Source organism: Aurantiacibacter suaedae, assembly GCF_005434915.1.
GTDB classification, from domain to species: Bacteria; Pseudomonadota; Alphaproteobacteria; order Sphingomonadales; family Sphingomonadaceae; genus Alteraurantiacibacter; species Alteraurantiacibacter suaedae.
Genome location: NZ_SKCG01000002.1, coordinates 183,449 through 205,003 on the forward strand (window position 1 = coordinate 183,449; position 21,555 = coordinate 205,003).

Here is a 21,555-nt window from a genome sequence, read left to right on the forward strand (position 1 = left end):
CGATCCGGGCGCCTTACTGGTTGGCAGCCCCATCGAGCTTGCCGACCTTTTGCGTTCCAGCCATGGTGGTAACGAGCACCTCGTCGCCGTCAACGACAATGGCCACGTCCTCCAACCCGATGGCGCTCACACGCGGCCCGTCGGTCTCGACCAGAACCCTTTTGCAATCGACCAGCTCCGCCCTGCCGCGCACGCGGTTGCCTTGCGCGTCGCCCGCACGTGCCTCGCGCAGAGCCTGCCAGTTGCCGATATCGGACCAGCCCATCGAGACGGGCACAACGGCGGCGCGCTGGGTGTTCTCCATCACCGCATAGTCGATCGAGTCGCCTTCGATTGCGGCGAAAGGCTCGGCGGCGGGATAGAGCTCGGCGCCGCGTGTTTCGCCCTGGTCGACCGACACGCGGACCGCCTCGGCCATGGCTGGGCGGTGCGCGGCCAGCTCGGCCAGGAAGGCGTCGGCGCGGAAAGCGAAAATGCCGCCGTTCCAGCTGTAGTTGCCGTCGGCGAGGAACGCGATCGCGGTTTCCAGATCGGGTTTCTCCACGAACCGCTCGACCTCGTAGCCACCTTCGAGGGCTGCGCCCTTGCGGATATAGCCGAAGCCGGTCTCAGGAGCGGTCGCCGCGATGCCGAAGGCAACCATATGCCCCTGCTCGGCAAGCGCGGCAGCGCGCTTGGCCGCATCTTGGAAGGCGGAGACATCGGCGATGTAATGATCGCTGGGGCAGACCAGCATCAGTGCATCGGGGCGCGGCATGGACTGCGCAGCCAGCGCGATGGCCGGGGCCGTGTTCTTCGCGGAGGGCTCGACAATCGTCGTTCCTGCGCAGATGGGCGCGAGCTGATCGCGCACGTGTGCCAGGTGCGCAGCGCCGGTTACGACCGTGGGGCTGGCGAAAAACTCCGGGTCAATTGTGCGGCGAACGGTCGCCTCGAACAGCGTTCGTTCGCCGACGAGAGGCAGAAATGGCTTTGGCAGGGCCTTACGGCTGCGCGGCCAAAGGCGAGTGCCACTACCGCCACACAGGATTACGGGGTAAATCAACCTCAACTCCATGGGTATTTCATTTGCAACAGGCGCCGCCTTTACAGCAATTGGCTAGCGACGAAAGAACTCCTGTCGCCAGCCGTAGCGGGCAGGCACCGCATTTCCATTCGCGTCGGTGGCCGGATTGAAGCGGATCCGCTCGATCACCAGCGAGCAGACCAGCGCGTTGGTGGCAGGATCGGGGCCAGGCGCGACAACCGAGCAGTTGCTGGCCCGCCCGTCCACGCCGACGGTGAAGGCGACCGTCACCGAGGTGCCATCGCGCACGTTGCGGCCGCCCTGCGGAATTGGAAAATCGCGCGCCGCGTTGATCGCGCCCGACTTGTAACTCGGCCCGGTGACCACACCGCCGCCCTGCCCGCGGCCCAAACCACCCGCGCCGGTGCCCTCACCCTCACCGCCGGCGCCGGTTCCGCTGCCCTGATCGCGTGCGCCAGAGCTGTCGGCATTCCCGGTGGAGGCGGCGCGCGGCGCGGGATCGGGGCGCGGCAGTGGCGCGCTCGGGGCGACGACTTCCCGCGGTGTCGCTCTCTCGCCCTCTTCGCCAGCGGATCCCGCGTCTGGTTCGGGGGTCGCGACCTGAGGCGGAGGCGTCGCTTCGGGCTCCTCGTAAGTCGAGACGGTGACCGTTACCAAAGACGTAGCCCGCTCCACCACGGCGGCAGTGAGATTGGGCGCGAACAGCTGCGCAAGGCCAATCAGCGCCAGCAGATGGGCCAAAGTCAGCACCGCAATCAGCTTCCAGTTCAGCCGTTTTCCCCGTGCCAGCGTTTTGCCGCTCATTATCAACCTCTGCGCCCTTCTCTGCCGAGCTTCGCGCAACCGTGCTTCACACGCGACAAACCGAGGAACGATGGCCCCTTAGCCCCGTTGAATTCACATAAGCGAATGAAATTGAAAGGATTATCCATGTTCGAGAAGCTGCGCATCAAGGAGCATATGGAAGTTGCCGACGCCAATGGCCAGCACATTGGAACGGTCGACGAAGTCGAGGACGAGCGCATCAAGATGACGCGTACCGACAGCGAAGACAACATGCATCATTATCTCCCGCTCGAGGCAGTCGAAAAAATCGACGACAACCGTGTCTATCTCAAGCAGGGCACAAAGATTCCGGTCGGCCTCGACGCCTGACGGAGTTCGCGCAAGCCATTGCTTGCCGCATCAAACGGCCCGACAGATCACAGGTCTGCCGGGCCGTTTTGTATTAAGGCACGTTGTCAGTCGTTCCAGTTATAGCGGTCGGGCACGTGCTCGGCGTCCATCCCGTAGCTGCGGGCCTTGGGATCGAACAGCATCTCGCTATTCCAAGATTGATGCATCGCCTTCAGTTCGGCGAAGACATCGGGCAGACGGTCCTTGAGATTGCCCCGCTCGCGTGGGTCTTCGATCACGTCGAACAGGAATTCGTTGGGGCCGATCTTCAGATACTTGTAGCCGCCCAGCCGCACGGCCTTCTGGTCCTTGCTCCAATAGCGCCAGTAAAGCGGGCGCTCCGGCGGCGTCGCGCCCATCAGCGCTGGCATCAGGTCCATCCCGTCGGTTGGACGATCGGGTGCAGGCGCACCGCCCGCGGCGGCGAGGAAGGTGGGCAGGATGTCCATCGAAATCACCGGTACATCCGAGGTCGAACCGGGCGCCGTAAGCCCCGGCCAGCGCACGATGAACGGCACCCGGATGCCGCCTTCGAGCAGCTCGGTCTTCATGCCCGAGAACGGCCAGGTGTCGCTAAAGCGCTCGCCCCCGTTGTCGCTGGTGAAGACCACAACGGTGTTGTCATCCATGCCCAGTTCGTAAAGCCGCGCCATGATGCGGCCGATATTGGCATCCATGCTGGTGACCATGTCGGCATAGGTCTCCATCGTGCCGCCATCGTAGTGCATGATGTTGAGGCTGTCGCCGCCATCGGGGCCCTTGGCATCTAGGCGCGCGCTTTCGGCACGGCCTGCTGCGTTGTTGCCCTCCCACGGCCAGTGCGGCGCGGTGAAGTGCAGGCTGAGCAGCCACGGCTTGTCTTCCTGCGCGCGCGCTTCGAGGTATTCGATCGAACGGTCGGCCAGCAAATCGGTGTAATAGCCGTGTTCCTCGATGCGGATATCGCCATCCCACAGGTCTTCCTGCCCTGCGACCTTGTGCGTGAAATAGTCGACACCGCCGCCGCGGTTGCCCCAGAATTCGTCATAACCGCTCTTGAGCGGGCCATATTTCGGCAGCAGCCCCATATGCCACTTGCCCACCAGCGCGGTGTGATAGCCCTGCTGTTTGAGCAGCGAGGGCAAGGTCGGCTCACTCGGTTCGAGGCCGAGCTCGGGGTTCTGCAGCGGTTCCTCCAGCCCCACCGGCAGGCGATACTGATAGCGCCCGGTAATCAGGCCGACGCGGGTGGAAGAGCAAACCGCCGAATTGGCATAGCCGTGCATGAACTGCATGCCCTGCGCGGCAAGGCTGTCAATCGCGGTGGTCTCGTATTCGCGCCGTCCGTAGCAAGAGAGATCGGCCCAGCCCAAATCGTCGGCCATGATGAACAGGAAGTTCGGCTTGCGCCCGGTGCCCGCTCCGAGCGCGGGAGCGGCAGCCGCCAGCATTCCGGCGCCTGCGGCCCCGGCAAGTGCCTGCCGTCTCGTGAGTTGTCCGGTTATCTTGCTGCCAGTCATCGCATATCCCTTTTCTTGCCGTCCTGTCGTGTGGCCGGACCCCGCGCAGGGGTAGAATGCGCGGAGCCCGGCCTGTATATGCCTGACTTTGCAGGCAGCTGATTACATCCGCAACTTCACGCCCACCGTATAGCGCCGCCCGAGCAGATCGTAGACGGCGGCGTTATGCTGGGTGGCATAGCCGGTGAAGGCACTGAACGAGGGCGTGATCGGCGGGCGGGCATCGCCGAGGTTGGTGATGTTTCCGAACACCTCTATCTCGGCGCCGCCGAGATCGAACTCATACCCCAGCCTGAGGTCGAGATAGGTCACCGGGCTTACCCGGTTGTCCTCGATGGTGACGCCCTCGGTCTGCGTCACGTCTTGAATGCCGCTGCCGATGTGGCGCGCCTGAAACAGCGCCGAGAGCCCGCCGTTGCGGTAGGTGAGCGAAGCGGTGGCGCGGAAGTCGGCATAGGGGAAGTAGACCTGATCGCCCTGCCGCGCGCCGGTCTGCCCGGCGCGGTCGATATAGTTGCCGTTGGCGTCGGTTTCCGACCGTTCGAGCAGCCAGGAACTGAACAGGCGCACACCGATGTCCTCGTCACCACCGAACAGGGTCAGCGGGGCACGGTAATTGCCCTCGAAGTCGACCCCGCGCACCGCAGCCTCGGCCACGTTCACGAACACGTCGCCCACCAGTGCGATCGTGTTGTCGGTCGGGTCGAGCGTGATGAGATCGCAGAACTGCTGCACGTTGTTGACGAAGCAGTTGTCGACCACCTGCTGGTTGCCGACCTGCGCGATCGCGCCCGAAATCGACACGTCGTAGTAGTCGACCGAGAGCGCCAGCCCCGGCACGAAGTCGGGCGTGAACACGGCGCCCACGGTGATGGTGTCGGCCTCTTCGGGACGCACGGCCGGATTGCCGCCGGAGAACCGCGTGACGGTGCAGATCTCCGGCCCGTCGGTTGTGGGTACGTCGGCCCCGGCCTGATCGCAGTTCTGGGTGAAACCGGCGCGCGGATCGGTGATCGTGGCCGTGCCGCCGGTCTTGTCGAAACGCTCCGAAAGGTTGCCTGCGCGCACGTCACGCGAATAGGTGCCGCGCAGGCGCAGCGCGTCGAAGAAGCCCAGTTCGATGCCGCCCTTGTAGGCCCAGACGCTTCCCGACCCCGAATAGTTGGCCCAGCGGCCCGCGACATTGGCATTGGCGGTAAAGCCATCGCTATCCACCAGTGGCATCAGCAGTTCGCCAAAGGCCTCCCACACCCGCGAAGAGCCCTTGATGTTGGAGACCTTCGAATACTGCACGCCCACGGTGTTGCCGCAGTCCGGCGCGCTGACCCCGCGCAGGCCCGGAGCCTCTCCATTGCACAGCACGGGATGGCCGCTCTCGTGGTTGGACGAGGGATTGGTCACGTCCTGCACCAGTTGCAGCACCGACTCCTCGCGGAACGAACCGCCGAAGGCCCCCGCGAGCGGCCCGGCCCACATGTCGATAATGTCGCCCGAGGCCGAAATCTCGGCATAGTGCTGCTCGAAGGTGGTCGTGTTCACCTTCGCATCGTCGGTGGTGTAGCTGTAGGTCCGCCCGCTGGCGAAGCCGTCGTCGGCGAAGAACAGATCGGTGGTGATCTGCTGGCCCGGCTCGAAGCTGGTGACATAGTCGACCGCCTCAGGGCTGGCATTGCCGCGCCCGAACAGGTTGATCGGCTCGCAACCGGGGAAGGCATCGCCGAACAGCGAGGTGCGGCACACGATGTTGCCGCTGCCATCGTCCACCGCATCGACTGCCGCGAAAATCCGGTCGACCCGTAGCCCGCGCTGCTTCCAGCGCCGCTCGGAATGGCCATACTGGTAGAAGGTGCCGACATCCCAGCCGTCGAACAGGCCGCCGGTCGCCAGCTCCATGTCGAGGCCAATGGTGGCGATGTGCTGGGTGATGCGGTCGTTCAGCGACGAATTGCCGATATCCTCAAGGCTGCCCATGCGTCGCAGGGTGAAGCTTTGGATATTGTTGCTGGCCATCGTCTGGCGCAGGTCGTCGGGCAGGAACGCGTTATCCTGAAAGATCGTCAGCGTGGTGGGGGTGCCGCCGAAGCTGCCGCGCGGGGCGTTGTACTGCTGCACCTCGGTGCGCCCGTGAATGTACTGGGCAAACACCTTCACACGGTCGCTCAGCTCGTAGTCGCCATAGGCGAAGACCGAATAGCGTTCGAGATCGGGATAGAGGCTGATGACTTCGCCGGCGAGATCGTCGAGCGCCGGGTTGCCCGCGGTGCGCGCAGGGGGAATGCCGTAGCCTGCCTGGCTGACGGTGCCGGGCTCGAAGGGGGCGACATTGCCGTTGCGATCAAAGGCCAGCCCGTTGATCGCTGTGCCCGGCGCAAAGATGCGCCCGTCGAAACTGGCGTTGGCCGAGACAGTGCCCGGCACGAAGCGATAGGGCGCCGCCTCCGATCCGGCTCCGAAGGTGCCATAGCCCTGATACCAGTCGCGCCCTTCGTAGCTGAACACGCCCTCCTGATTGAAATATTCGCCACTGACCTGAAAGTGGCCGCGTCCGCCTGCGAAATCGGTGCCGTATGCGCCTGAAAGTTCGTAGTTCTTGCCGTCGCTGCGGTCGGTCATGCCACCCGTAATTTCCATCTTGATGCCGGTGAAATCGGTATCGAGGATGAAGTTGACCACGCCCGCCACCGCGTCCGAGCCATAAGCCGCCGACGCGCCACCAGTGACGGTTTCGACTGACTGGATCATGGCCTCCGGGAACAGGTTGATGTCGACCCCGCCAAAGGCGCTGGCCGCGGGCATCCTGCGGCCATCGAGCAGCGTGAGCGTGCGGTTCACGCCCAGCCCGCGCAGATTGAGCGAACCATAGCCCGAGCGAGTGAAGAAGTTGCCCGAATTGGGCGTTTCGCTCCCGGCGAACTGGGGCAACTGGGTCACGCCCGTTACCAGCGGACCGGGCGAAAGCGCTTCGATGGCATCGGACTCGACCACTGTAATCGGCACTGGTGCCTGCATCCCGTCGCTGGCAATGCGCGAGCCTGTCACCACGATGCGGTCGTCCGGCGCATCGCCGCTTTCTGCGTCCTGTGCCAGTGCCCCGCCCTGCGGCATCAGCAAGGCCAGCGCGCTGACTCCAGTGGCCCATAAGGCGCTGCGATGCACCGGCGGCTGCTTGCGCAAATATCTCATGTCATCTCTCCCAGTGTGCTTTTTTTGAGGAGGTAAGGCGCAGCCCAGCGGTCGGGCAATGCATCGCAAAGTGATCATGGCATATTGCTTCGAGGTTATGTTTGGAGCACCATCCGATAATGCCTGCCCTGCCTTTCACGCTGCGCCAGCTCGAGGTGTTCGCGCATCTCGCCGCCAGCGGCAGCTTCCGCGCAACCGCTGATGAGCTGGGCATTTCGCAGGCCTCGGTCAGCAACCAGATCAAGACGCTGGAGGAGCAGCTTGGCCGCCGATTGCTAAATCGCAAACCCGGCCAGCGCCCCATCCTTACGGCCGTTGGGCAGGCGTTTTACGATGATATGGGCGACTTCGAGAGGGCCGCTCACAAGCTCGCCGGGTATCGCCGCGTGGCGTCTTTGGAGGCCGGTCCGGTGCGCTACCGGTTGCTGGTCGGGCAAGGCAACTTCGACAACTACGTACGGCCTCAGCTCGACCGGTTCCTGGCCGAACATCCGATGCTAGACCTGTCGTTCAACACCCAACCCCCTTCGCACGAACTGATGGGAACGATCTCCACCGGGCAATACGATTTCGCGCTTATCAATCGCCCTGTCGACCTGCCGCCAGAACCGCAGCACGAGAAGCTGGCGCGCGTGCAAGGTGGCATTTACGCGCACCGGCGTCTGGTCGAAGGAGAGGTGCTGCCGCTCGATCCGGCGCAGGTCAGCGCAATGCCCTTCGTGCTTCCGCCCGCCGGCAGCAAGCAGGAGCGCGAAAAGCTGATCACCTTGGCCAATCATGACGTGCGTCCGGTGAAGGTGGTCTGCCACACGCAATATTACGATGTCATGGCCGCGATGCTCGAACGGGGCGTGGCTGTGGCTTCGCTGACCGATGCGATCTTTCCGCCCTCGATGCGCGAGAACGTGATCCTGATCCTGCCGATGGTTGATTGGGATCTGGAATTCTATCGCAAGCCGGGCCTCACCCATCCCTCGGCCGACATGATCGATGACTTTCTCAAATCGTGTATGCTCGATAACCCGGACTATCCCGCACTACGCATCTATTAGTCACGATACAGACCAACATAGATCATGAGCGATTGAGGATCGGTACATTCGGTGATACCGGCGCAACTATGAGCTACTGTGAAACATGTCTGGTGCGAAACAGCGCCATCTGTTCGGCACTTGATGAGAACGAGATCCAGGCGCTCAACGCGATCGGCCGGAGGCGGCAGCTCGAACCCGGCGAATCGTTGGTCTGGGAAGGCGACCAGTCGGTGCTGGTGGCCAACATCATCGAAGGTATTCTCAAGCTGACCACCGGCACGGAAGACGGGCGCGAGCAGATCGTCGGCGTGGTCTATCCGGCGGACTTCATCGGGCGGCCCTTCGGTGCCACCACCAGCCATTCGATCACAGCGCTGACCCCGGCCAATGTCTGCGTGTTCGGCCGCGCCGATTTCGACCGGTTCGCCGCAGAGCATCCTGCGCTTGAACACAAGCTGCTGACCCGCACGCTCGAGGAGCTGGACCGTACCCGCAAGTGGATGCTGCTGCTTTCACGCAAGACGGCGGAAGAGAAGGTGGCCACCTTCCTGCTCGAAATGGCGGACCGTCTGGCCAACACCGCCTGCGAGCATGGCGATGCCAAGAACTCGTCGGACCATTTCGAGCTGCCGTTCACGCGCCAGCAGATCGGGGACATACTGGGCCTCACCATCGAGACGGTGAGCCGCCAGATGACCCAGCTGCGCCGCGACGGGATCATCGATCTGCCGACCCGGCGCGAGGTGACGATCCGCGATCACGCCGCGCTGGAGGCAGTCGCGGGCTGAGAGCGCCGGCCCGGCCCTCCCAACCCGCCATTGCCTTCGCTTAGAAGCGGAAGCCGACACCGGCGCTAAGCACCCAGGGATCGAGCTTGTGCTGGGTCTCCAGCAGCTCGGTACCGTCCGCATCGTAGAAGTGCGCGTTCGGCTTCACGAAATACCGCTTCGCATCGAGCGACAGCAGGAAGCTCTCGTTCAGCGGCACGTCGATGCCCGCCTGCAGCGCAAGGCCGAAGGTATCGTCGATGTTGGCATCGGTTGCGCCCAGAGCCGAGATCGCGCCGGCGCCCACTTCGTCCTTGATGAACAGGAAGTAGGTCGCGCCCGCGCCGACATAGGGGCGAATGCCGCCAGCCGCGCCGAGGTGATACTTCAGGGTGAAGGTGGCCGGGATGATGTGAATCTTGTCGACCAGGTTGCCGCCCTCAAGTGCAGCAGGCGCGGTGGCATCGACGTGGTGCGCGGTCACGCAGCAGATGGTCTCGACCGAAATGTTGGGCGAGAAGAAATACTCGACGGCGACGGTGGGAACGACGTTGTCGCTCGCTTCGGTCTGAACCCCGAGATCGCCGACCGTCGTCGCCAGCGTGCCGCCTTCGATCGAGTCGACCTCGCCATTGGGGAGAACCGCCGAACCGAGGACCTTGACCTCGATCGTACCGGCATCCTGAGCGGCGGCCGGAGTGGCGAGGCTTGCGGCGACTGCGGCAATCGCGGCCGCGCCGAGATAGGCAGTTTTTTTCATCGGTCTTTCTTTCCATTGCTGCGCCGCGGCGATCACCCTGTGTGATCGGGAACGAACCGCGGTACGGCGGCCAGATGCCCGGCAATCGAAAGGGCATCCTTGCCCGCGGTCAAATTTGCGCTGGATCAACGCGGCACCGGGAAAGTCCGCGCAATTCGAGGCTCCCACACACCCTCTTATGCAGAAGGTTTGAGCGCGCAGCGGTGACTTTGGACGAAGCTTTCGAACGGTTTTTGGCGGGCCAGTTGCCTGCTGGCATCCCTGCGCCACTGACCCGGCAACTGCGCGCCCTCGCCCGAATCCATAATTTGCCGCGGCGGCAAATGAGCACGCTCGATGTCACGCGCGATCATCTTGTGTTCGTCGCCAGCGGCCCGACCAAGCTGGTCGTGCTGGATGCCGCAGGGAGCGAACAGATCGTGGCTTTCCAGTTCGGCGGCGATTGCCTCACCCTCCCGCGCGAGGGGCTGCACGCCTACCGGCTGGTCGCCATTCGTTCGGCCAGCCTGCTGGTATTCGAGGCCGGCCCCTTTCGCGCGCTGGAGCGGCAGGCACCGATCCTGAACGAGCTGATGGCTCGCTGCACGCTCGCCGCGCTCCAGCGGACCCGCGCCAACCTCGTGGCCATGGGCCGCCGCAGCGCGACCGAGCGCGTGGCGAGTTTTCTCCTGTCGATGCGCGAGATCGAGCAGGTGACGCAGAGCGACGGACGCCTCCTCACGCTGGAGATGACCCGCCAAGAAATCGCCGACTGCCTGGGCCTGACTGTCGAGACCGTAAGTCGGCAATTTTCCAAGCTGCGCGCAATGGGCCTGATCGCGACCCCTTCGCGCACACAGGTCCGGCTGAGTGATCCGGCTCAGCTCGCGGCGCAAGCAGGAGCCTTCGCGCCCGCCGCCTGATCTATTTTCGTTTCTTGCGCTCGATCAAAGTAACGCCTCGTCGTCATCCCTAAGGGCGCAGACGAGTTCCAACACGGAGAAGACTATGCACGCGGAAGCAGCACTGGGCCGGTCGCTAGCCGGTTTCGGCCTGATCGTCCTCGCCCTCGTCGTCGCCGCCTTTGCCAAGGATGCGGGTTTTGCCGCGCACGCGGTAATCGTCGGCATCGTAGGCCTGGCCATCGCCATCAGCGGGGCGACCAGCTTCGACCCCGTCGGGGCGGCGCGCAAGGCGCTCAGGATGCCCGAGCTTTCGTCGCGCTATGACGACGACCCGATCCGCTGGGGCGTCATCGCGACGATGTTCTGGGGCATCGCCGGGCTGGCCGCAGGCCTGTTCATCGCGCTGCAGCTCGCCTTCCCCGTGCTTAATCTGGAGCCCTATTTCAACTTCGGCCGGTTGCGCCCGCTGCACACCAGCGCGGTGATCTTCGCCTTTGGCGGCAACGCGCTGATCGCGACGAGCTTCTATGTCGTGCAGCGCACCTGCCGTGCGCGCCTGGCGCTGCCCGGTGTCGCCCGCTTCGTGTTCTGGGGCTATCAGCTGTTCATCGTGCTGGCCGCCACCGGCTACCTGCTCGGCGTTACGCAGAGCCGCGAATATGCCGAACCCGAATGGTACGTCGACCTGTGGCTGACCATCGTGTGGGTCGCCTATGCGGCGGTGTTCGTGGGCACGATCCTGAAGCGCAACGAACCGCATATCTACGTCGCCAACTGGTTCTATCTCGCCTTCATCATCACCATCGCGATGCTACACATCGTCAACAATCTGGCGGTGCCGGTGAGCCTGCTCGGCGCCAAGAGCTACAGCGCCTTTGCCGGTGTGCAGGATGCGCTGACGCAGTGGTGGTATGGCCACAACGCCGTGGGCTTCTTCCTCACCGCGGGTTTCCTCGCGATGATGTACTACTTCGTGCCCAAGCAGGCCGAGCGCCCGGTCTACAGCTATCGGCTGTCGATCATCCACTTCTGGTCGCTGATCTTCCTTTATATCTGGGCAGGGCCCCACCACCTGCACTACACCGCACTGCCCGACTGGGCGCAGACGCTGGGCATGGTGTTCTCGATCATGCTGTGGATGCCCAGCTGGGGCGGCATGATCAACGGCCTGATGTCGCTGAACGGCGCGTGGGACAAGATCCGCACCGATCCGATCATCCGCATGATGGTGATGGCGCTGGCCTTCTACGGCATGAGCACCTTCGAAGGTCCGATGCTGTCGATCAAGGCGGTCAACTCGCTGAGCCACTATACCGACTGGACCATCGGCCACGTGCACTCCGGCGCGCTGGGCTGGAACGGCCTGATCACCTTTGCCTGCGTTTATTATCTCGTCCCGCGTCTGTGGAAGCGCGAGCGGATGTATTCGCTGCGCCTGATCAACACCCACTTCTGGCTCGCCACCATCGGCATCGTTTTCTACGCGGCCTCGATGTGGGTGGCCGGCGTGATGCAGGGCCTGATGTGGCGCGAATACGGCCCCGATGGCTTCCTCGTCTGGTCCTTTGCCGACACGGTGGACGCGATGTTCCCGATGTACGTGGCGCGCGCGGTTGGCGGCCTGCTCTACATGTCGGGCGCCGTCGTGATGACTTACAACGTCTGGATGACCCTCGCCGGCAAGCTGCGCGACGAAAAGCCGATGAGCGATGCGGCCTACGATCCCGAGGCCGACCGTCCGATCACCACCACCCCCTCCACCGTTCCGGCTGAATAGGAGCGAGCCCAATGTCTCTCGCAGAGCGTCACAAGAAACTCGAGCGCAACGTCACCCTGCTGGGCGTGGGTGTGCTCGTCACCGTCGCCATCGGCGGCCTGGTCGAGATCGCCCCGCTGTTCTGGATCGATAACACGATCGAGGAAGTGGAGGGGATGCGGCCTTACAGCCCGCTCGAACAGGCCGGGCGCGACATCTACATCCGCGAAGGGTGCTATGTCTGCCACAGCCAGATGATCCGCCCGTTCCGAGACGAGGTGGAGCGCTACGGCCACTACAGCTTAGCGGCGGAATCGATGTACGATCATCCGTTCCAGTGGGGGTCGAAGCGCACCGGGCCGGACCTGGCCCGCGTGGGCGGCCGCTATTCGGATGAATGGCACGTGCAGCACCTTACCAACCCGCAGGCGGTGGTGCCCGAAAGCGTGATGCCGCAATATGGCTTCCTCGCCAACACCGACCTCGCCATCGGCGATCCCGAGGCGACGCTTAAGGCGCTTACCCGCGTCGGCGTGCCTTACTCGGACGACGACATCGCCAAGGCGACCCAGGATATCCTCGCGCAGGCCAATCCGAACCTCGATCCAGGCGACCTCGCCGAGCGCTATCCCAAGGCGCAGATCCGCGACTTCGACGGCAATCCCGACCGGCTGACCGAGATGGACGCGCTGATCGCCTATCTCCAGATGCTCGGCACGCTGGTCGACGTGAACAGCGCCGCCGCGCAGGAAGATCTGGCCAAGGAGAAAGGCCGATGACCTTCTACGAACAGCTGCGACACTTCGCCGACAGCTACTTCCTCGTCTTCATGTTCCTCGTCTTCCTGACCTTCTGCCTGTGGCCGTTCCGGCCCGGCGGCAAAAAGCATGTCGAAGACGCCCGCAACTCCATTTTCAAGGAAGATCACGATGGCTGAAAAGCGTATCGACGAGCCCACGGGCACCGAAACCGTCGGCCATGAATGGGATGGCATCGAAGAACTCGACACCCCCATGCCGCGTTGGTGGATCTACACCTTCTATGCCACCATCGTCTGGTCGATCGGCTTTGTCATCGCCTACCCGGCGATCCCCGGCCTCAAGCAGGCGAGCGAAGGCCTGCTGGGCTGGTCAAGCCGCGGCCAGTTGGCCGAGGAAATGAGCGCCGCCGATCAGGCCCGCCTGTCGGTGCGCGAAGCGCTGGCGGTGATGCCGATCGAGCGGCTGCCCGCCGATCCTGAGCTGATGGCGCAGGCCGTCTCCGGCGGCTCGGCGGCCTTTAAGGTCAACTGCGTGCAGTGCCACGGTTCGGGCGCGGCAGGCAGCCAGACGCTCGGCTATCCCAACCTCAACGATGACGACTGGCTGTGGGGCGGCGACCTCAAGGCGATCGAATTCACGATCACCAACGGCATCCGCCAGCCCGATCACCCCGGCAGCCGCGTCGGCGCCATGCCCGCTTTCGCCGGAGCCTTCAGCAGCGAGCAGCTCGACGATCTGGCGGGCCATGTCCTGTCGCTGAGCGGCAAGGCCGAGCCCAATGCCGAAGGAGCGCAGATCTTCTCCGAGAACTGCGCGCTGTGCCACGGCCCGACCGGCGAAGGCAGCCGCACGCTCGGTGCGCCGCGCCTGAACGATGCGATCTGGCTGCGCGGCGGCACCCGTGAGGATATCATCGCGCAGGTCACCAATCCCAAGCTCGGCGCCATGCCCGCCTGGGGCGAGCGGCTCGATCCGGTGACGATCAAGATGCTGGCGGCTTACGTCCACTCGCTGGGCGGCGGCGAGGATACCCCCTCGCCCATCGCGCCCGACGACGCGGAAACCGCACCCCCTGAACAGGACGCACAAACCCCGGCCCAGTAAAGGGCCGGACAAAGGCAAGGTCGATGAATAGCCCCGCCCCCGTCAAGAACCGCCCGCCGCAACCGGCAAAGCAGCTCTACGAACAGAGCAAGACGGTCCACAACAAGCGGATCGACGGACCCTTCCGCCGGTTCAAGTGGGCCATCATGGTCCTGACGCTGGGGATCTATTACATCACCCCCTGGATCCGCTGGGACCGCGGCCCCTATGCGCCCGACCAGGCGGTGCTGATCGACCTTGCCCACCGCCGCTTCTACATGTTCGGCATCGAGATCTGGCCGCACGAGTTCTACTTCGTGGCCGGGCTGCTCATCATGGCGGGGATCGGGTTGTTCCTCGTCACCAGCGCGGTGGGCCGTGCCTGGTGCGGCTATTCCTGCCCGCAAACGGTGTGGACCGACCTGTTCCAGCATATCGACCGCTTCATCGACGGCGACCGCAATGCGCGGATGCGGCTCGACAAGGCGCCGTGGGGGCCGAAGAAAATCGCCCGCCGCCTGCTGAAGTGGGCAATCTATCTGGTGATCGCGTTCTGGACCGGCGGCGCCTGGATCATGTACTTCGCCGATGCGCCCACTCTGGTGCGCGAATTCTGGGCCGGCGAGGCAGCGCCTGCCGCCTATATCACCGTTGCCGTGCTCACCCTCACCACCTTTGTGTTGGGAGGCTTCATGCGCGAGCAGGTGTGCATCTACATGTGCCCCTGGCCGCGCATCCAGACCGCGCTGATGGACGAGAAGAGCCTGCTGGTCACCTACAAGGACTGGCGCGGCGAAAAGCGCGGCAGTCTGAAGAAGGCCGAAAAGAATCCCGAGCTTTACGGCGATTGCATCGATTGTAACCTGTGTGTGGCGGTCTGTCCGACCGGATGGGACATCCGCAAGGGGCCGGATATCTCGTGCATCACCTGCGGATTGTGCATCGATGCCTGCGACAAGGTGATGAAGGATGTGAACCGTCCGCGCGGCCTGATCGACTATGCCACGCTGGAAGACTGCGAGGCCGAGCGGGCTGGCGAACCGGCACGCTCGCCGATGAAGGCAATCATGCGTCCTCGCACGCTGATCTATTTCGGCATCTGGGCTGCGATCGGGTTTGCCCTGCTGTTCGCGCTGGGCACGCGCAGCCACACCGACCTGTCCGTCTCGCCCGACCGCAATCCGCCTTTCATGCTGCTGAGCGATGGTTCGATCCGCAATGCCTACACCTTGCGGCTGCGCAACATGGAAAGCCGCCCGCGCGACATGCGCGTCGCCATCGTCGACCTGCCCGGCGCGGTCATGTGGAGCGACACCATCGCCGCAGAAAACGCCGCCCCGGCGCAGACCTTCACCGTGCCTGCCGACCAGACGCTGACCGTGCGCGCCTATGTCTCGGCCCCGGCGGACACGCTGCCGGGCGACTTCGCCTTCACCCTCACCTCGCTTGACGAACAAGGCGAAAGCGACCGTACCGAAACCAGCTTCAACGCCCCAGGAGCCGAATGATGACCCCAAACACGCCGCGGCCCGCACCCCGCAAGTTCACCGGCTGGCACATGACCGGCATCCTCGTGGCCTTCTTCGGCACGGTGATGGCGGTCAACTTCACCATGGCGGGCTTTGCGCTCTCCACCTTCGGCGGCATCCAGGTTGAAAACTCCTATGTCGCGAGCCAGAACTTCAATCAGTGGCTCGACGCAGCGGCCGAGCAGGAGAAGCTCGGCTGGGACGTGACGCTCGAACAGGCTGCAGGCGGCAAGCTTCGCGTGATCGCCCAGGGCCCCGGCGAAAATCTGAGCGTCCTCGCCCATGCCCGCCACCCGGTCGGCCGCAAACCTGATGCCACCCTCACCTTCACGCGTCAGCCCGATGGCAGCTTCCTGTCCGATCAATCGCTCGAAAGCGCACGCTGGATCGTCCGGCTCGAACTGGCCGAGGGCGACAAGGTCTGGAAACGCGAGGATCGTTTGTGAGCACATTGCGCCAGCAGGCCCCCACGCTTGAGGAGCGCGACACCGTGCTGGCGGTGCCGGGGATGCATTGTGCCGGCTGCATGAGCAAGGTCGAGCGCAGGCTCGGCACCATGCCCGGCGTCGAGGCGGCCCGGGTGAACCTCTCAGCGCGCATGGTAACGGTGCGCCACGAACCGGGCCTGCCCGTGCGCTCGCTGGTCGAGGCGCTGGAAGACATCGGCTTCGAGGCGCAGGACCGCACCGACAAGGCGTTCGAACGCGTCTCCGCCGTGCGCCCGCTGCTCGCCCCGCTGGCGGTGGCGGGCTTTGCGGCAATGAACGTGATGCTGCTTTCGGTCAGCGTCTGGTCGGGGGCCGAGGGCACCACGCGTGAGATGTTCCACTGGCTCTCGGCACTGATCGCGGTGCCCGCGATCGCCTTTGCCGGACGGCCCTTCTTCGCCTCGGCGTGGAAGGCGCTGCGCAAATGGCAGACCAACATGGATGTGCCGATCAGCCTTGGGGTGCTGATTGCCACCGGCCTCAGCCTGTACGAGACCGCCACCCACGGCAAACACGCCTGGTTCGACGGCGCGCTGATGCTGCTGACCTTCCTGCTCGCCGGGCGCGTGCTCGATGCGATGATGCGCGACCGCGCGCGGGCCGGGGTCGATGCGCTGCTCAGCCAGGCGGCACAAGGCGCGCTGGTGGTGGCCGCTGATGGAACTACACAGTGGCACGCTGCGGGCGACCTTACCCTGGGCATGACGATGCGCGTGGCGACCGGAGAACGTCTCGCCGCCGATGGCACGATCATAAAGGGTGATAGCCGGTTCGACCAATCGCTGCTGACCGGCGAAAGCGATCCGATCGCGCTCGGCGAGGGCGAGAAGGTGCTGGCGGGAACGCTCAACCTCGGCTCCCCGGTGGACGTACGGGTGGCGCAGGTCGGGCACGATACCACGCTTGCCGAAATCGCGCGGCTGATGGAAGCGAGCACGCAGAACCGCAGCCGCTATGTCCGCGTGGCCGACCGCGCTGCACGGCTCTATGCCCCGGCAGTCCATTCGCTGGCGGCGCTGACCGTGATCGGCTGGCTGATCGCGGGAGCGAGCGTCTATCAGGCGCTGGTGATCGGCGTGGCCGTGCTGATCATTACCTGCCCCTGCGCGCTCGGCCTGGCCGTGCCGGTGGCGCAGGTGGTCGCCTCGGGGGCGCTGATGCGCGCCGGGATCATGGTCAAGGATGGCTCTGCGCTCGAACGGCTGGCCGGAATCGACCGCGCGCTGCTCGACAAGACGGGCACGCTCACCTTGGGCCGCCCGGTGCCCGATCCCGTCGCGTTGGACGCGCTGGAGAAGGACGACGCCGCCGTGGCCCTCGCGCTCGCCTCGCACAGCCGTCACCCGATGTCGCGCGGCTTGCAGGCGGCGCTGAGCCGGCGCGGCATCGTCCCCGCCCCGCTCGAAACGGTGACCGAGCGCGCTGGCGAAGGTGTGTTCGCCATGTGTCGCGGGGTCGAGGTGGCGCTGCGGCGGCCCGAGAGCGCGGGCACCAGCGCGGTGACTCTGGTGATCGGCGATGCGCCCGTGCGGCTGTTGCCTTTCTCGGACCAGCTTCGCCCCGATGCCAATGAAGCGCTCGGCCGGCTCGCGGCGAGTGGCGTTACCGCCTCGATCCTGTCGGGCGACCGCGTCGAAGCCGTGGGTGAAGTGGCCCGCAGCACCGGCCTCACCGGCATCGGCGGCGCCCTGCCCGCCGACAAACAGGCAATGGTCGGCCGCCTGCGCAATGCCGGGCATAAGGTGCTGATGGTGGGCGATGGCCTCAACGACGGACCTGCTCTGGCTGCCGCCGATGCCTCTATGGCGCCCGGCTCGGCCAGTGATGTTGGCTTGCAGGCGGCGGACTTCGTGTTCGTGCAGGATTCGCTGCTCGCGCTGCCCCGCGCTGTGGCCACCGCACGCAAGACGATGGCTGTGGTGCGGCAGAACTTCACGCTGTCGATCGTTTATAATGTCATCGCAGTACCGCTCGCGATTGCCGGGCTGGTCACACCGCTGATCGCCGCGCTGGCGATGTCGGGCAGTTCGCTGCTGGTGGTCGCCAACTCGCTGCGGCTGGCCCGAGCTACAAATTTGGGAGCAGGGCGATGACCGGACTGCTGTTCCTCATTCCGGTCGCCCTGCTGCTGGGCCTGTCGGGACTGGTGGCTTTTTTCTGGGCCTTGAGAAACGGCCAATTCTCCGACCCCGAAGGCGATGCCGCGCGCATTCTGGCCGACGATGACGACGAACCGCTGGAGGATCGCAAGTGAGCCATTTAGCCGAAGCTTTCGCGATGATCGCCATGCTCCCGGCGCTGGCCAACGCGCCCGTGCCGCGCGCTGGCGAGGCGGGCCAGATCGTGCTGTCGCTGTGCCAGGGCGGACGGCTGGCCATTGAGACCGGCAAGGGCGCGCCTTTGCCGCAGGGGGTGTCGCCGTGCTGCGCCAAGGGCTGCCGATCCGAAAAGCGCCGCGGGAAACTTGATCGGACGCAATGAAATGGGGCCACAGCACCGGCATTACGCTCCGCATGTGGCCCTATCATCCCCAACTGCTCGCTACGCCGGTGCCCCGTTACACCAGCTTCCCCACCGCTGCCGAATTCACCGAAAAGGTCGGCCAGCAAGACTTTGTCGAGGCGCTTCGCGGCGCGACCGGCGACGTGTCGCTCTACGTGCATATCCCGTTTTGCGAGAAGATCTGCTGGTACTGCGGCTGCAACACCGCCGCCGCTAACCGCGCCTCGCGGCTCGATAGCTATCTCGATGCGCTGCACCGCGAGATCGAGCTGGTCGCAGCCCAATTGCCCGCCTCTGCGCGCATCCGCCGGATTGCCTTTGGCGGCGGCAGCCCCAACGCGCTGGCCCCGGTAGATTTCCTGCGTCTGTTCGACCAGCTGACGCTCAATTTCCCGCTGCACGATCCGCTGGTCTCAATCGAACTGGACCCGCGCACTTTCGATGCCACCTGGGCGCAGGTGCTCAGCGGCGTGGGTGCGCGCCATGCCAGCCTCGGCGTGCAAACCTTCTCCGACCACCTGCAAGAAGCCATCGGCCGCATCCAGCCGCGCGAGATGATCGAAAACGCGGTGACACTGCTGCGCGATGCGGGTGTTACCTCGCTCAACATGGATCTGATGTATGGCCTGCCCGGCCAAACCGACGACGATCTGACCAGGTCGCTCGACCTTGCAATAGAGTATGGCGCGGACCGGATCGCGCTGTTCGGCTATGCCCATGTGCCGCATCTGATCTCGCGGCAGAAGCGGATCGACGGCTCGAAGCTGCCCGATCAGGAGGCGCGCTTCCGCATGGCGGCGCTGGGATATGAACGGCTGACCGAAGCGGGCTATCAGCAGATCGGTTTCGATCACTTCGCGCTGCCCGGCGATCCGTTGGCACAGGCGGCAACGCGCCTGCAGCTACACCGCAACTTTCAGGGCTACACCGAGGACAATGCGCCGATCCTGATCGGCTTGGGCGCCTCGGCGATCAGCAGCTTTCCGAGCCTGCTGGTGCAGAACGAGAAGAACTCGGGCCGCTACCGGATGGCGCTGTCGCAAGGGCGCCTGACTGCCGATCGCGGCATCGTACGCAGCGTGGAAGACCGGCGGAGCGGAGCGATCATCTCCGAACTGCTCTGCCATGGCCGCGCCCGGTGTGACCGGGCCGCACTTGATGCTGCCTATCCGCGTCTGAAGCCGTTCCTCGAGGCGGGCCTTGCCACGATCGAGAATTCGATGCTGGTGATCGGCAGCCACGCCCTGCCCTATTCGCGGAGCATCGCGGCGGCCTTCGATCCCTACCGGCAAGAGAGCGCGCGGCGGTTCAGTTCGGCAGTTTAGCGGGTCCCTGCCCCTCCCCTCCAACGTCGCCCCGGACTTGATCCGGGGCTGGGCTTCTTGCGTCTGGGCATTGGGCAAGAGAAACCCCGGCCCCGGATCAAGTCCGGGGCGACGATAATGCTATGCTTCGAGCACAAAAAATGGGGCGGCGAGCCCGAAGCACGCCGCCCCAGTTTGGGAGAGTTCGTTAGTCCCCCCCGATCAGGCGGCAAGCTTGCCCGCATCGGCCCAGTTGCCGTGCAGACCCTGCCGCAACCGCAACGGCAGCTTCGCGCGCGCAATCGGGCCCTTGGCGACGTCGCAGGCGTCGAATACGCACAGGTCCGAATAGTTACGCAGATGGTCGTCGACCAAGGCGAGCAGCCAGCCGTCACCCTCGGGCGCATCGGCCGAGCGCGGCACAAAGCACGGCTCCTGCAGCGAGCCGTCCGGCCCACACCACCAGCTTTCCTCCTTGCCGGTCTTGGTGTTGAAGTGGGTGAGCGTGTTGATCACCCCGGCGAAGGGTCCGGGAGGGCCATTGTAGGGCTTTTCGAGATCGTAGGTGATCATCCAGCCGTGGGTGTAGTCCTCGCCCGCCATGCGGTCGTCGATGCGCGGAAATTCACCCGGTGCCTTGCCCAGCGCGGTGACGCTTTCGACCACCTCCTCGTTGCTGGCGAGGTCGACGGTGATGCGCACAAGTTCGGTCATCGCCAGCTCGGGATCGAACGGGGCGCCGTCCTTGTCGGGGAAGAACGGCAGGCTGCCGATCTTCGAGGCCGGCGTATCGAGGTGGACCTTGGTGCCTTCGGCAAAGGCGTTCATCACGTGGCACGAGCACAGCCCCGCCTCGTGCTTGAACCAGCGCATGTCCGAACCATCACTGTCGCGCCGCATCACGCCGAGCCAGGTCGGCAGGCTGCGGTCATAATAGAAGTGCGGGCGATCCTGTTCGAGCACGCTCGGGTCCGAGCTGTAAGGCGAGACCGGGATCACGATGTAATCGCCCGCAATCGCGAAGTCGTGCAGCATCGTGTAGTACGGTACCTCGAACTCGGCACGGGTGACGACGTTGCCCTGCTCGTCGATCTCGTAATAGTGCGCGTCGCGCTGGAGATCGCCGTTCGACGCATAGGAAATGTTGCAGAGATTGCCCGTCTCGGGGTCGATCTTGGGATGAGCGCCGAAGGTTCGCAGCTTTAGCTGGCCGTCCCAGTCGGTGTAGCCATCGGTTTCAAGGCTCGCTTTGTCCATCACCAGACAGGGGCTGTCTTCCTTCATCGCCAGCAGCTCCTTGCCGTGGATGAGGACATTGGTGTTGGCCGTGCCGCGGTGCTGGCCGATCACGCTCGGATCGTCGGTGCGCGGGTTGCGGTAGGAACCGAACAGCGCCTTGCCCGCCGCGTTCTCAAGCTTCCACTTGTCGGTCTTGGCATAGCGTTGCTTCATCGAGACGCGGCCATCGTGGAAGCGGAACATGGTGACCATGCCATCGCCGTTAAAGAACTGGTCGCCGCCGCCGGCCTTGGGCGCGAACTGCGGATCGGGATGAACGCGGTAGAACGCGCCTTCCATCTCGGCGGGAATCTCGCCCTCGATCTCGATGTCGGCAATATCGCCTTCCATGCGCACGAGGCGCAGCACGTCCTGATACAAGCCTTCTTGGGGGAAATGAACCATTGCGCCTCTCCTTGGTCGCTCTCTTTAGTAACGAGCGTTACAATAGGAGGCCTTGCTTCAACCGCTTTGACCTTGATCAAACGGCAAAAACTTGCGGCTCCGGGAACGCAAGAGGCCGG

20 protein-coding genes are annotated in these 21,555 nt (G+C 64.5%); 14 read left to right on the top strand and 6 right to left on the bottom strand.

What is annotated here, in order from left to right; all coding sequences use genetic code 11:
• Positions 1-13: 13 nt before the first annotated feature.
• Together E0473_RS07145 and E0473_RS07150 are read right to left on the bottom strand one after the other, a co-directional pair.
• Positions 14-1,051: a mannose-1-phosphate guanylyltransferase gene (locus E0473_RS07145; protein WP_137680873.1), complete on the bottom strand. Its 1,038-nt coding sequence runs from the start codon at positions 1,049-1,051 to the stop codon at positions 14-16.
• Positions 1,052-1,099: 48 nt separating this feature from the next.
• Positions 1,100-1,831, bottom strand: coding sequence for a hypothetical protein (locus E0473_RS07150; protein ID WP_137680196.1), 732 nt, complete (start codon positions 1,829-1,831; stop codon positions 1,100-1,102).
• 126 nt (positions 1,832-1,957) lie between these two features.
• Here E0473_RS07150 and E0473_RS07155 point away from each other — a divergent pair, with 126 nt between their 5' ends.
• Positions 1,958-2,182, top strand: coding sequence for a DUF2171 domain-containing protein (locus E0473_RS07155; protein ID WP_137680197.1), 225 nt, complete (start codon positions 1,958-1,960; stop codon positions 2,180-2,182).
• 86 nt (positions 2,183-2,268) lie between these two features.
• Here E0473_RS07155 and E0473_RS07160 read toward each other — a convergent pair whose 3' ends face one another.
• Positions 2,269-3,702 carry a sulfatase-like hydrolase/transferase gene (locus E0473_RS07160; RefSeq protein WP_170308131.1) on the bottom strand — a complete coding sequence of 478 codons (1,434 nt, stop codon included), beginning with the start codon at positions 3,700-3,702 and terminating at the stop codon, positions 2,269-2,271.
• A gap of 102 nt (positions 3,703-3,804) precedes the next feature.
• The gene (locus E0473_RS07165) at positions 3,805-6,885 is read right to left on the bottom strand and encodes a TonB-dependent receptor domain-containing protein (RefSeq protein ID WP_161981543.1); all 3,081 of its coding nucleotides are present in this window, start codon (positions 6,883-6,885) and stop codon (positions 3,805-3,807) included.
• A gap of 119 nt (positions 6,886-7,004) precedes the next feature.
• Between E0473_RS07165 and E0473_RS07170 the strand changes: the two genes are divergently transcribed.
• Together E0473_RS07170 and E0473_RS07175 are read left to right on the top strand one after the other, a co-directional pair.
• Entirely contained in the window at positions 7,005-7,937 is a 933-nt protein-coding gene (locus E0473_RS07170; RefSeq protein WP_137680199.1) for a LysR family transcriptional regulator, read from the top strand.
• Positions 7,938-8,005: 68 nt separating this feature from the next.
• Positions 8,006-8,707 (top strand): Crp/Fnr family transcriptional regulator, encoded by a 702-nt coding sequence (locus E0473_RS07175; protein WP_137680200.1) that lies wholly within the window; start codon positions 8,006-8,008, stop codon positions 8,705-8,707.
• A 40-nt stretch (positions 8,708-8,747) separates the two neighbouring features.
• Here the strand turns inward: E0473_RS07175 and E0473_RS07180 are convergent, their stop codons facing one another.
• Positions 8,748-9,446 (bottom strand): OmpW/AlkL family protein, encoded by a 699-nt coding sequence (locus tag E0473_RS07180; RefSeq protein WP_137680201.1) that lies wholly within the window; start codon positions 9,444-9,446, stop codon positions 8,748-8,750.
• A 323-nt stretch (positions 9,447-9,769) separates the two neighbouring features.
• On the opposite strand from E0473_RS07180, the gene E0473_RS15380 reads away from it, so the two are divergent.
• The 11 genes from E0473_RS15380 to hemN all read left to right on the top strand — a co-directional run bounded on the left by E0473_RS15380 (position 9,770) and on the right by hemN (position 19,774).
• The gene (locus E0473_RS15380) at positions 9,770-10,348 is read left to right on the top strand and encodes a Crp/Fnr family transcriptional regulator (protein ID WP_161981544.1); all 579 of its coding nucleotides are present in this window, start codon (positions 9,770-9,772) and stop codon (positions 10,346-10,348) included.
• 85 nt (positions 10,349-10,433) lie between these two features.
• A complete protein-coding gene (gene ccoN / locus E0473_RS07190) occupies positions 10,434-12,107 on the top strand; it encodes a cytochrome-c oxidase, cbb3-type subunit I (protein ID WP_137680203.1) in 1,674 nt (557 codons plus the stop codon).
• Positions 12,108-12,118: 11 nt separating this feature from the next.
• Positions 12,119-12,865: a cytochrome-c oxidase, cbb3-type subunit II gene (gene ccoO, locus E0473_RS07195; protein ID WP_137680204.1), complete on the top strand. Its 747-nt coding sequence runs from the start codon at positions 12,119-12,121 to the stop codon at positions 12,863-12,865.
• Positions 12,862-13,023 (top strand): cbb3-type cytochrome c oxidase subunit 3, encoded by a 162-nt coding sequence (locus tag E0473_RS07200; RefSeq protein WP_137680205.1) that lies wholly within the window; start codon positions 12,862-12,864, stop codon positions 13,021-13,023. Before ccoO ends, E0473_RS07200 begins: the two co-directional genes overlap by 4 nt.
• Positions 13,016-13,951, top strand: coding sequence for a cytochrome-c oxidase, cbb3-type subunit III (gene ccoP, locus E0473_RS07205; protein ID WP_137680206.1), 936 nt, complete (start codon positions 13,016-13,018; stop codon positions 13,949-13,951). Before E0473_RS07200 ends, ccoP begins: the two co-directional genes overlap by 8 nt.
• 23 nt (positions 13,952-13,974) lie before the next feature.
• Positions 13,975-15,438, top strand: coding sequence for a cytochrome c oxidase accessory protein CcoG (ccoG, locus tag E0473_RS07210; RefSeq protein ID WP_137680207.1), 1,464 nt, complete (start codon positions 13,975-13,977; stop codon positions 15,436-15,438).
• The gene (locus tag E0473_RS07215; RefSeq protein WP_241657391.1) at positions 15,435-15,905 is read left to right on the top strand and encodes a FixH family protein; all 471 of its coding nucleotides are present in this window, start codon (positions 15,435-15,437) and stop codon (positions 15,903-15,905) included. Before ccoG ends, E0473_RS07215 begins: the two co-directional genes overlap by 4 nt.
• Positions 15,902-18,040, top strand: a complete 2,139-nt coding sequence (locus E0473_RS07220; protein ID WP_137680208.1) for a heavy metal translocating P-type ATPase — start codon at positions 15,902-15,904, stop codon at positions 18,038-18,040. The genes E0473_RS07215 and E0473_RS07220 overlap by 4 nt, the downstream gene beginning before the upstream one ends.
• Positions 18,037-18,201 (top strand): cbb3-type cytochrome oxidase assembly protein CcoS, encoded by a 165-nt coding sequence (gene ccoS / locus E0473_RS07225; protein ID WP_137680209.1) that lies wholly within the window; start codon positions 18,037-18,039, stop codon positions 18,199-18,201. The genes E0473_RS07220 and ccoS overlap by 4 nt, the downstream gene beginning before the upstream one ends.
• Entirely contained in the window at positions 18,198-18,428 is a 231-nt protein-coding gene (locus E0473_RS07230) for a hypothetical protein (RefSeq protein WP_137680210.1), read from the top strand. The genes ccoS and E0473_RS07230 overlap by 4 nt, the downstream gene beginning before the upstream one ends.
• A gap of 32 nt (positions 18,429-18,460) precedes the next feature.
• Positions 18,461-19,774 (top strand): oxygen-independent coproporphyrinogen III oxidase, encoded by a 1,314-nt coding sequence (gene hemN, locus E0473_RS07235; protein WP_137680876.1) that lies wholly within the window; start codon positions 18,461-18,463, stop codon positions 19,772-19,774.
• A 201-nt stretch (positions 19,775-19,975) separates the two neighbouring features.
• On the opposite strand, the gene E0473_RS07240 is transcribed toward hemN, so the two are convergent.
• Entirely contained in the window at positions 19,976-21,436 is a 1,461-nt protein-coding gene (locus E0473_RS07240) for a lignostilbene-alpha,beta-dioxygenase (protein WP_137680211.1), read from the bottom strand.
• Positions 21,437-21,555: the final 119 nt, after the last annotated feature.

Coding starts and splice junctions, on each gene's coding strand:
- E0473_RS07155 (WP_137680197.1), top strand. CDS start 1,958: ATGTTCGAGAAGCTGCGCATCAAGGAGCATATGGAAGTTGCCGACGCC.
- E0473_RS07180 (WP_137680201.1), bottom strand. CDS start 9,446: ATGAAAAAAACTGCCTATCTCGGCGCGGCCGCGATTGCCGCAGTCGCC.
- ccoO (WP_137680204.1), top strand. CDS start 12,119: ATGTCTCTCGCAGAGCGTCACAAGAAACTCGAGCGCAACGTCACCCTG.
- ccoG (WP_137680207.1), top strand. CDS start 13,975: ATGAATAGCCCCGCCCCCGTCAAGAACCGCCCGCCGCAACCGGCAAAG.
- E0473_RS07170 (WP_137680199.1), top strand. CDS start 7,005: ATGCCTGCCCTGCCTTTCACGCTGCGCCAGCTCGAGGTGTTCGCGCAT.
- E0473_RS07215 (WP_241657391.1), top strand. CDS start 15,435: ATGATGACCCCAAACACGCCGCGGCCCGCACCCCGCAAGTTCACCGGC.
- E0473_RS07160 (WP_170308131.1), bottom strand. CDS start 3,702: ATGACTGGCAGCAAGATAACCGGACAACTCACGAGACGGCAGGCACTT.
- ccoN (WP_137680203.1), top strand. CDS start 10,434: ATGCACGCGGAAGCAGCACTGGGCCGGTCGCTAGCCGGTTTCGGCCTG.
- E0473_RS15380 (WP_161981544.1), top strand. CDS start 9,770: ATGAGCACGCTCGATGTCACGCGCGATCATCTTGTGTTCGTCGCCAGC.
- hemN (WP_137680876.1), top strand. CDS start 18,461: ATGTGGCCCTATCATCCCCAACTGCTCGCTACGCCGGTGCCCCGTTAC.
- ccoS (WP_137680209.1), top strand. CDS start 18,037: ATGACCGGACTGCTGTTCCTCATTCCGGTCGCCCTGCTGCTGGGCCTG.
- E0473_RS07150 (WP_137680196.1), bottom strand. CDS start 1,831: ATGAGCGGCAAAACGCTGGCACGGGGAAAACGGCTGAACTGGAAGCTG.
- E0473_RS07175 (WP_137680200.1), top strand. CDS start 8,006: ATGAGCTACTGTGAAACATGTCTGGTGCGAAACAGCGCCATCTGTTCG.
- ccoP (WP_137680206.1), top strand. CDS start 13,016: ATGGCTGAAAAGCGTATCGACGAGCCCACGGGCACCGAAACCGTCGGC.
- E0473_RS07240 (WP_137680211.1), bottom strand. CDS start 21,436: ATGGTTCATTTCCCCCAAGAAGGCTTGTATCAGGACGTGCTGCGCCTC.
- E0473_RS07200 (WP_137680205.1), top strand. CDS start 12,862: ATGACCTTCTACGAACAGCTGCGACACTTCGCCGACAGCTACTTCCTC.
- E0473_RS07165 (WP_161981543.1), bottom strand. CDS start 6,885: ATGAGATATTTGCGCAAGCAGCCGCCGGTGCATCGCAGCGCCTTATGG.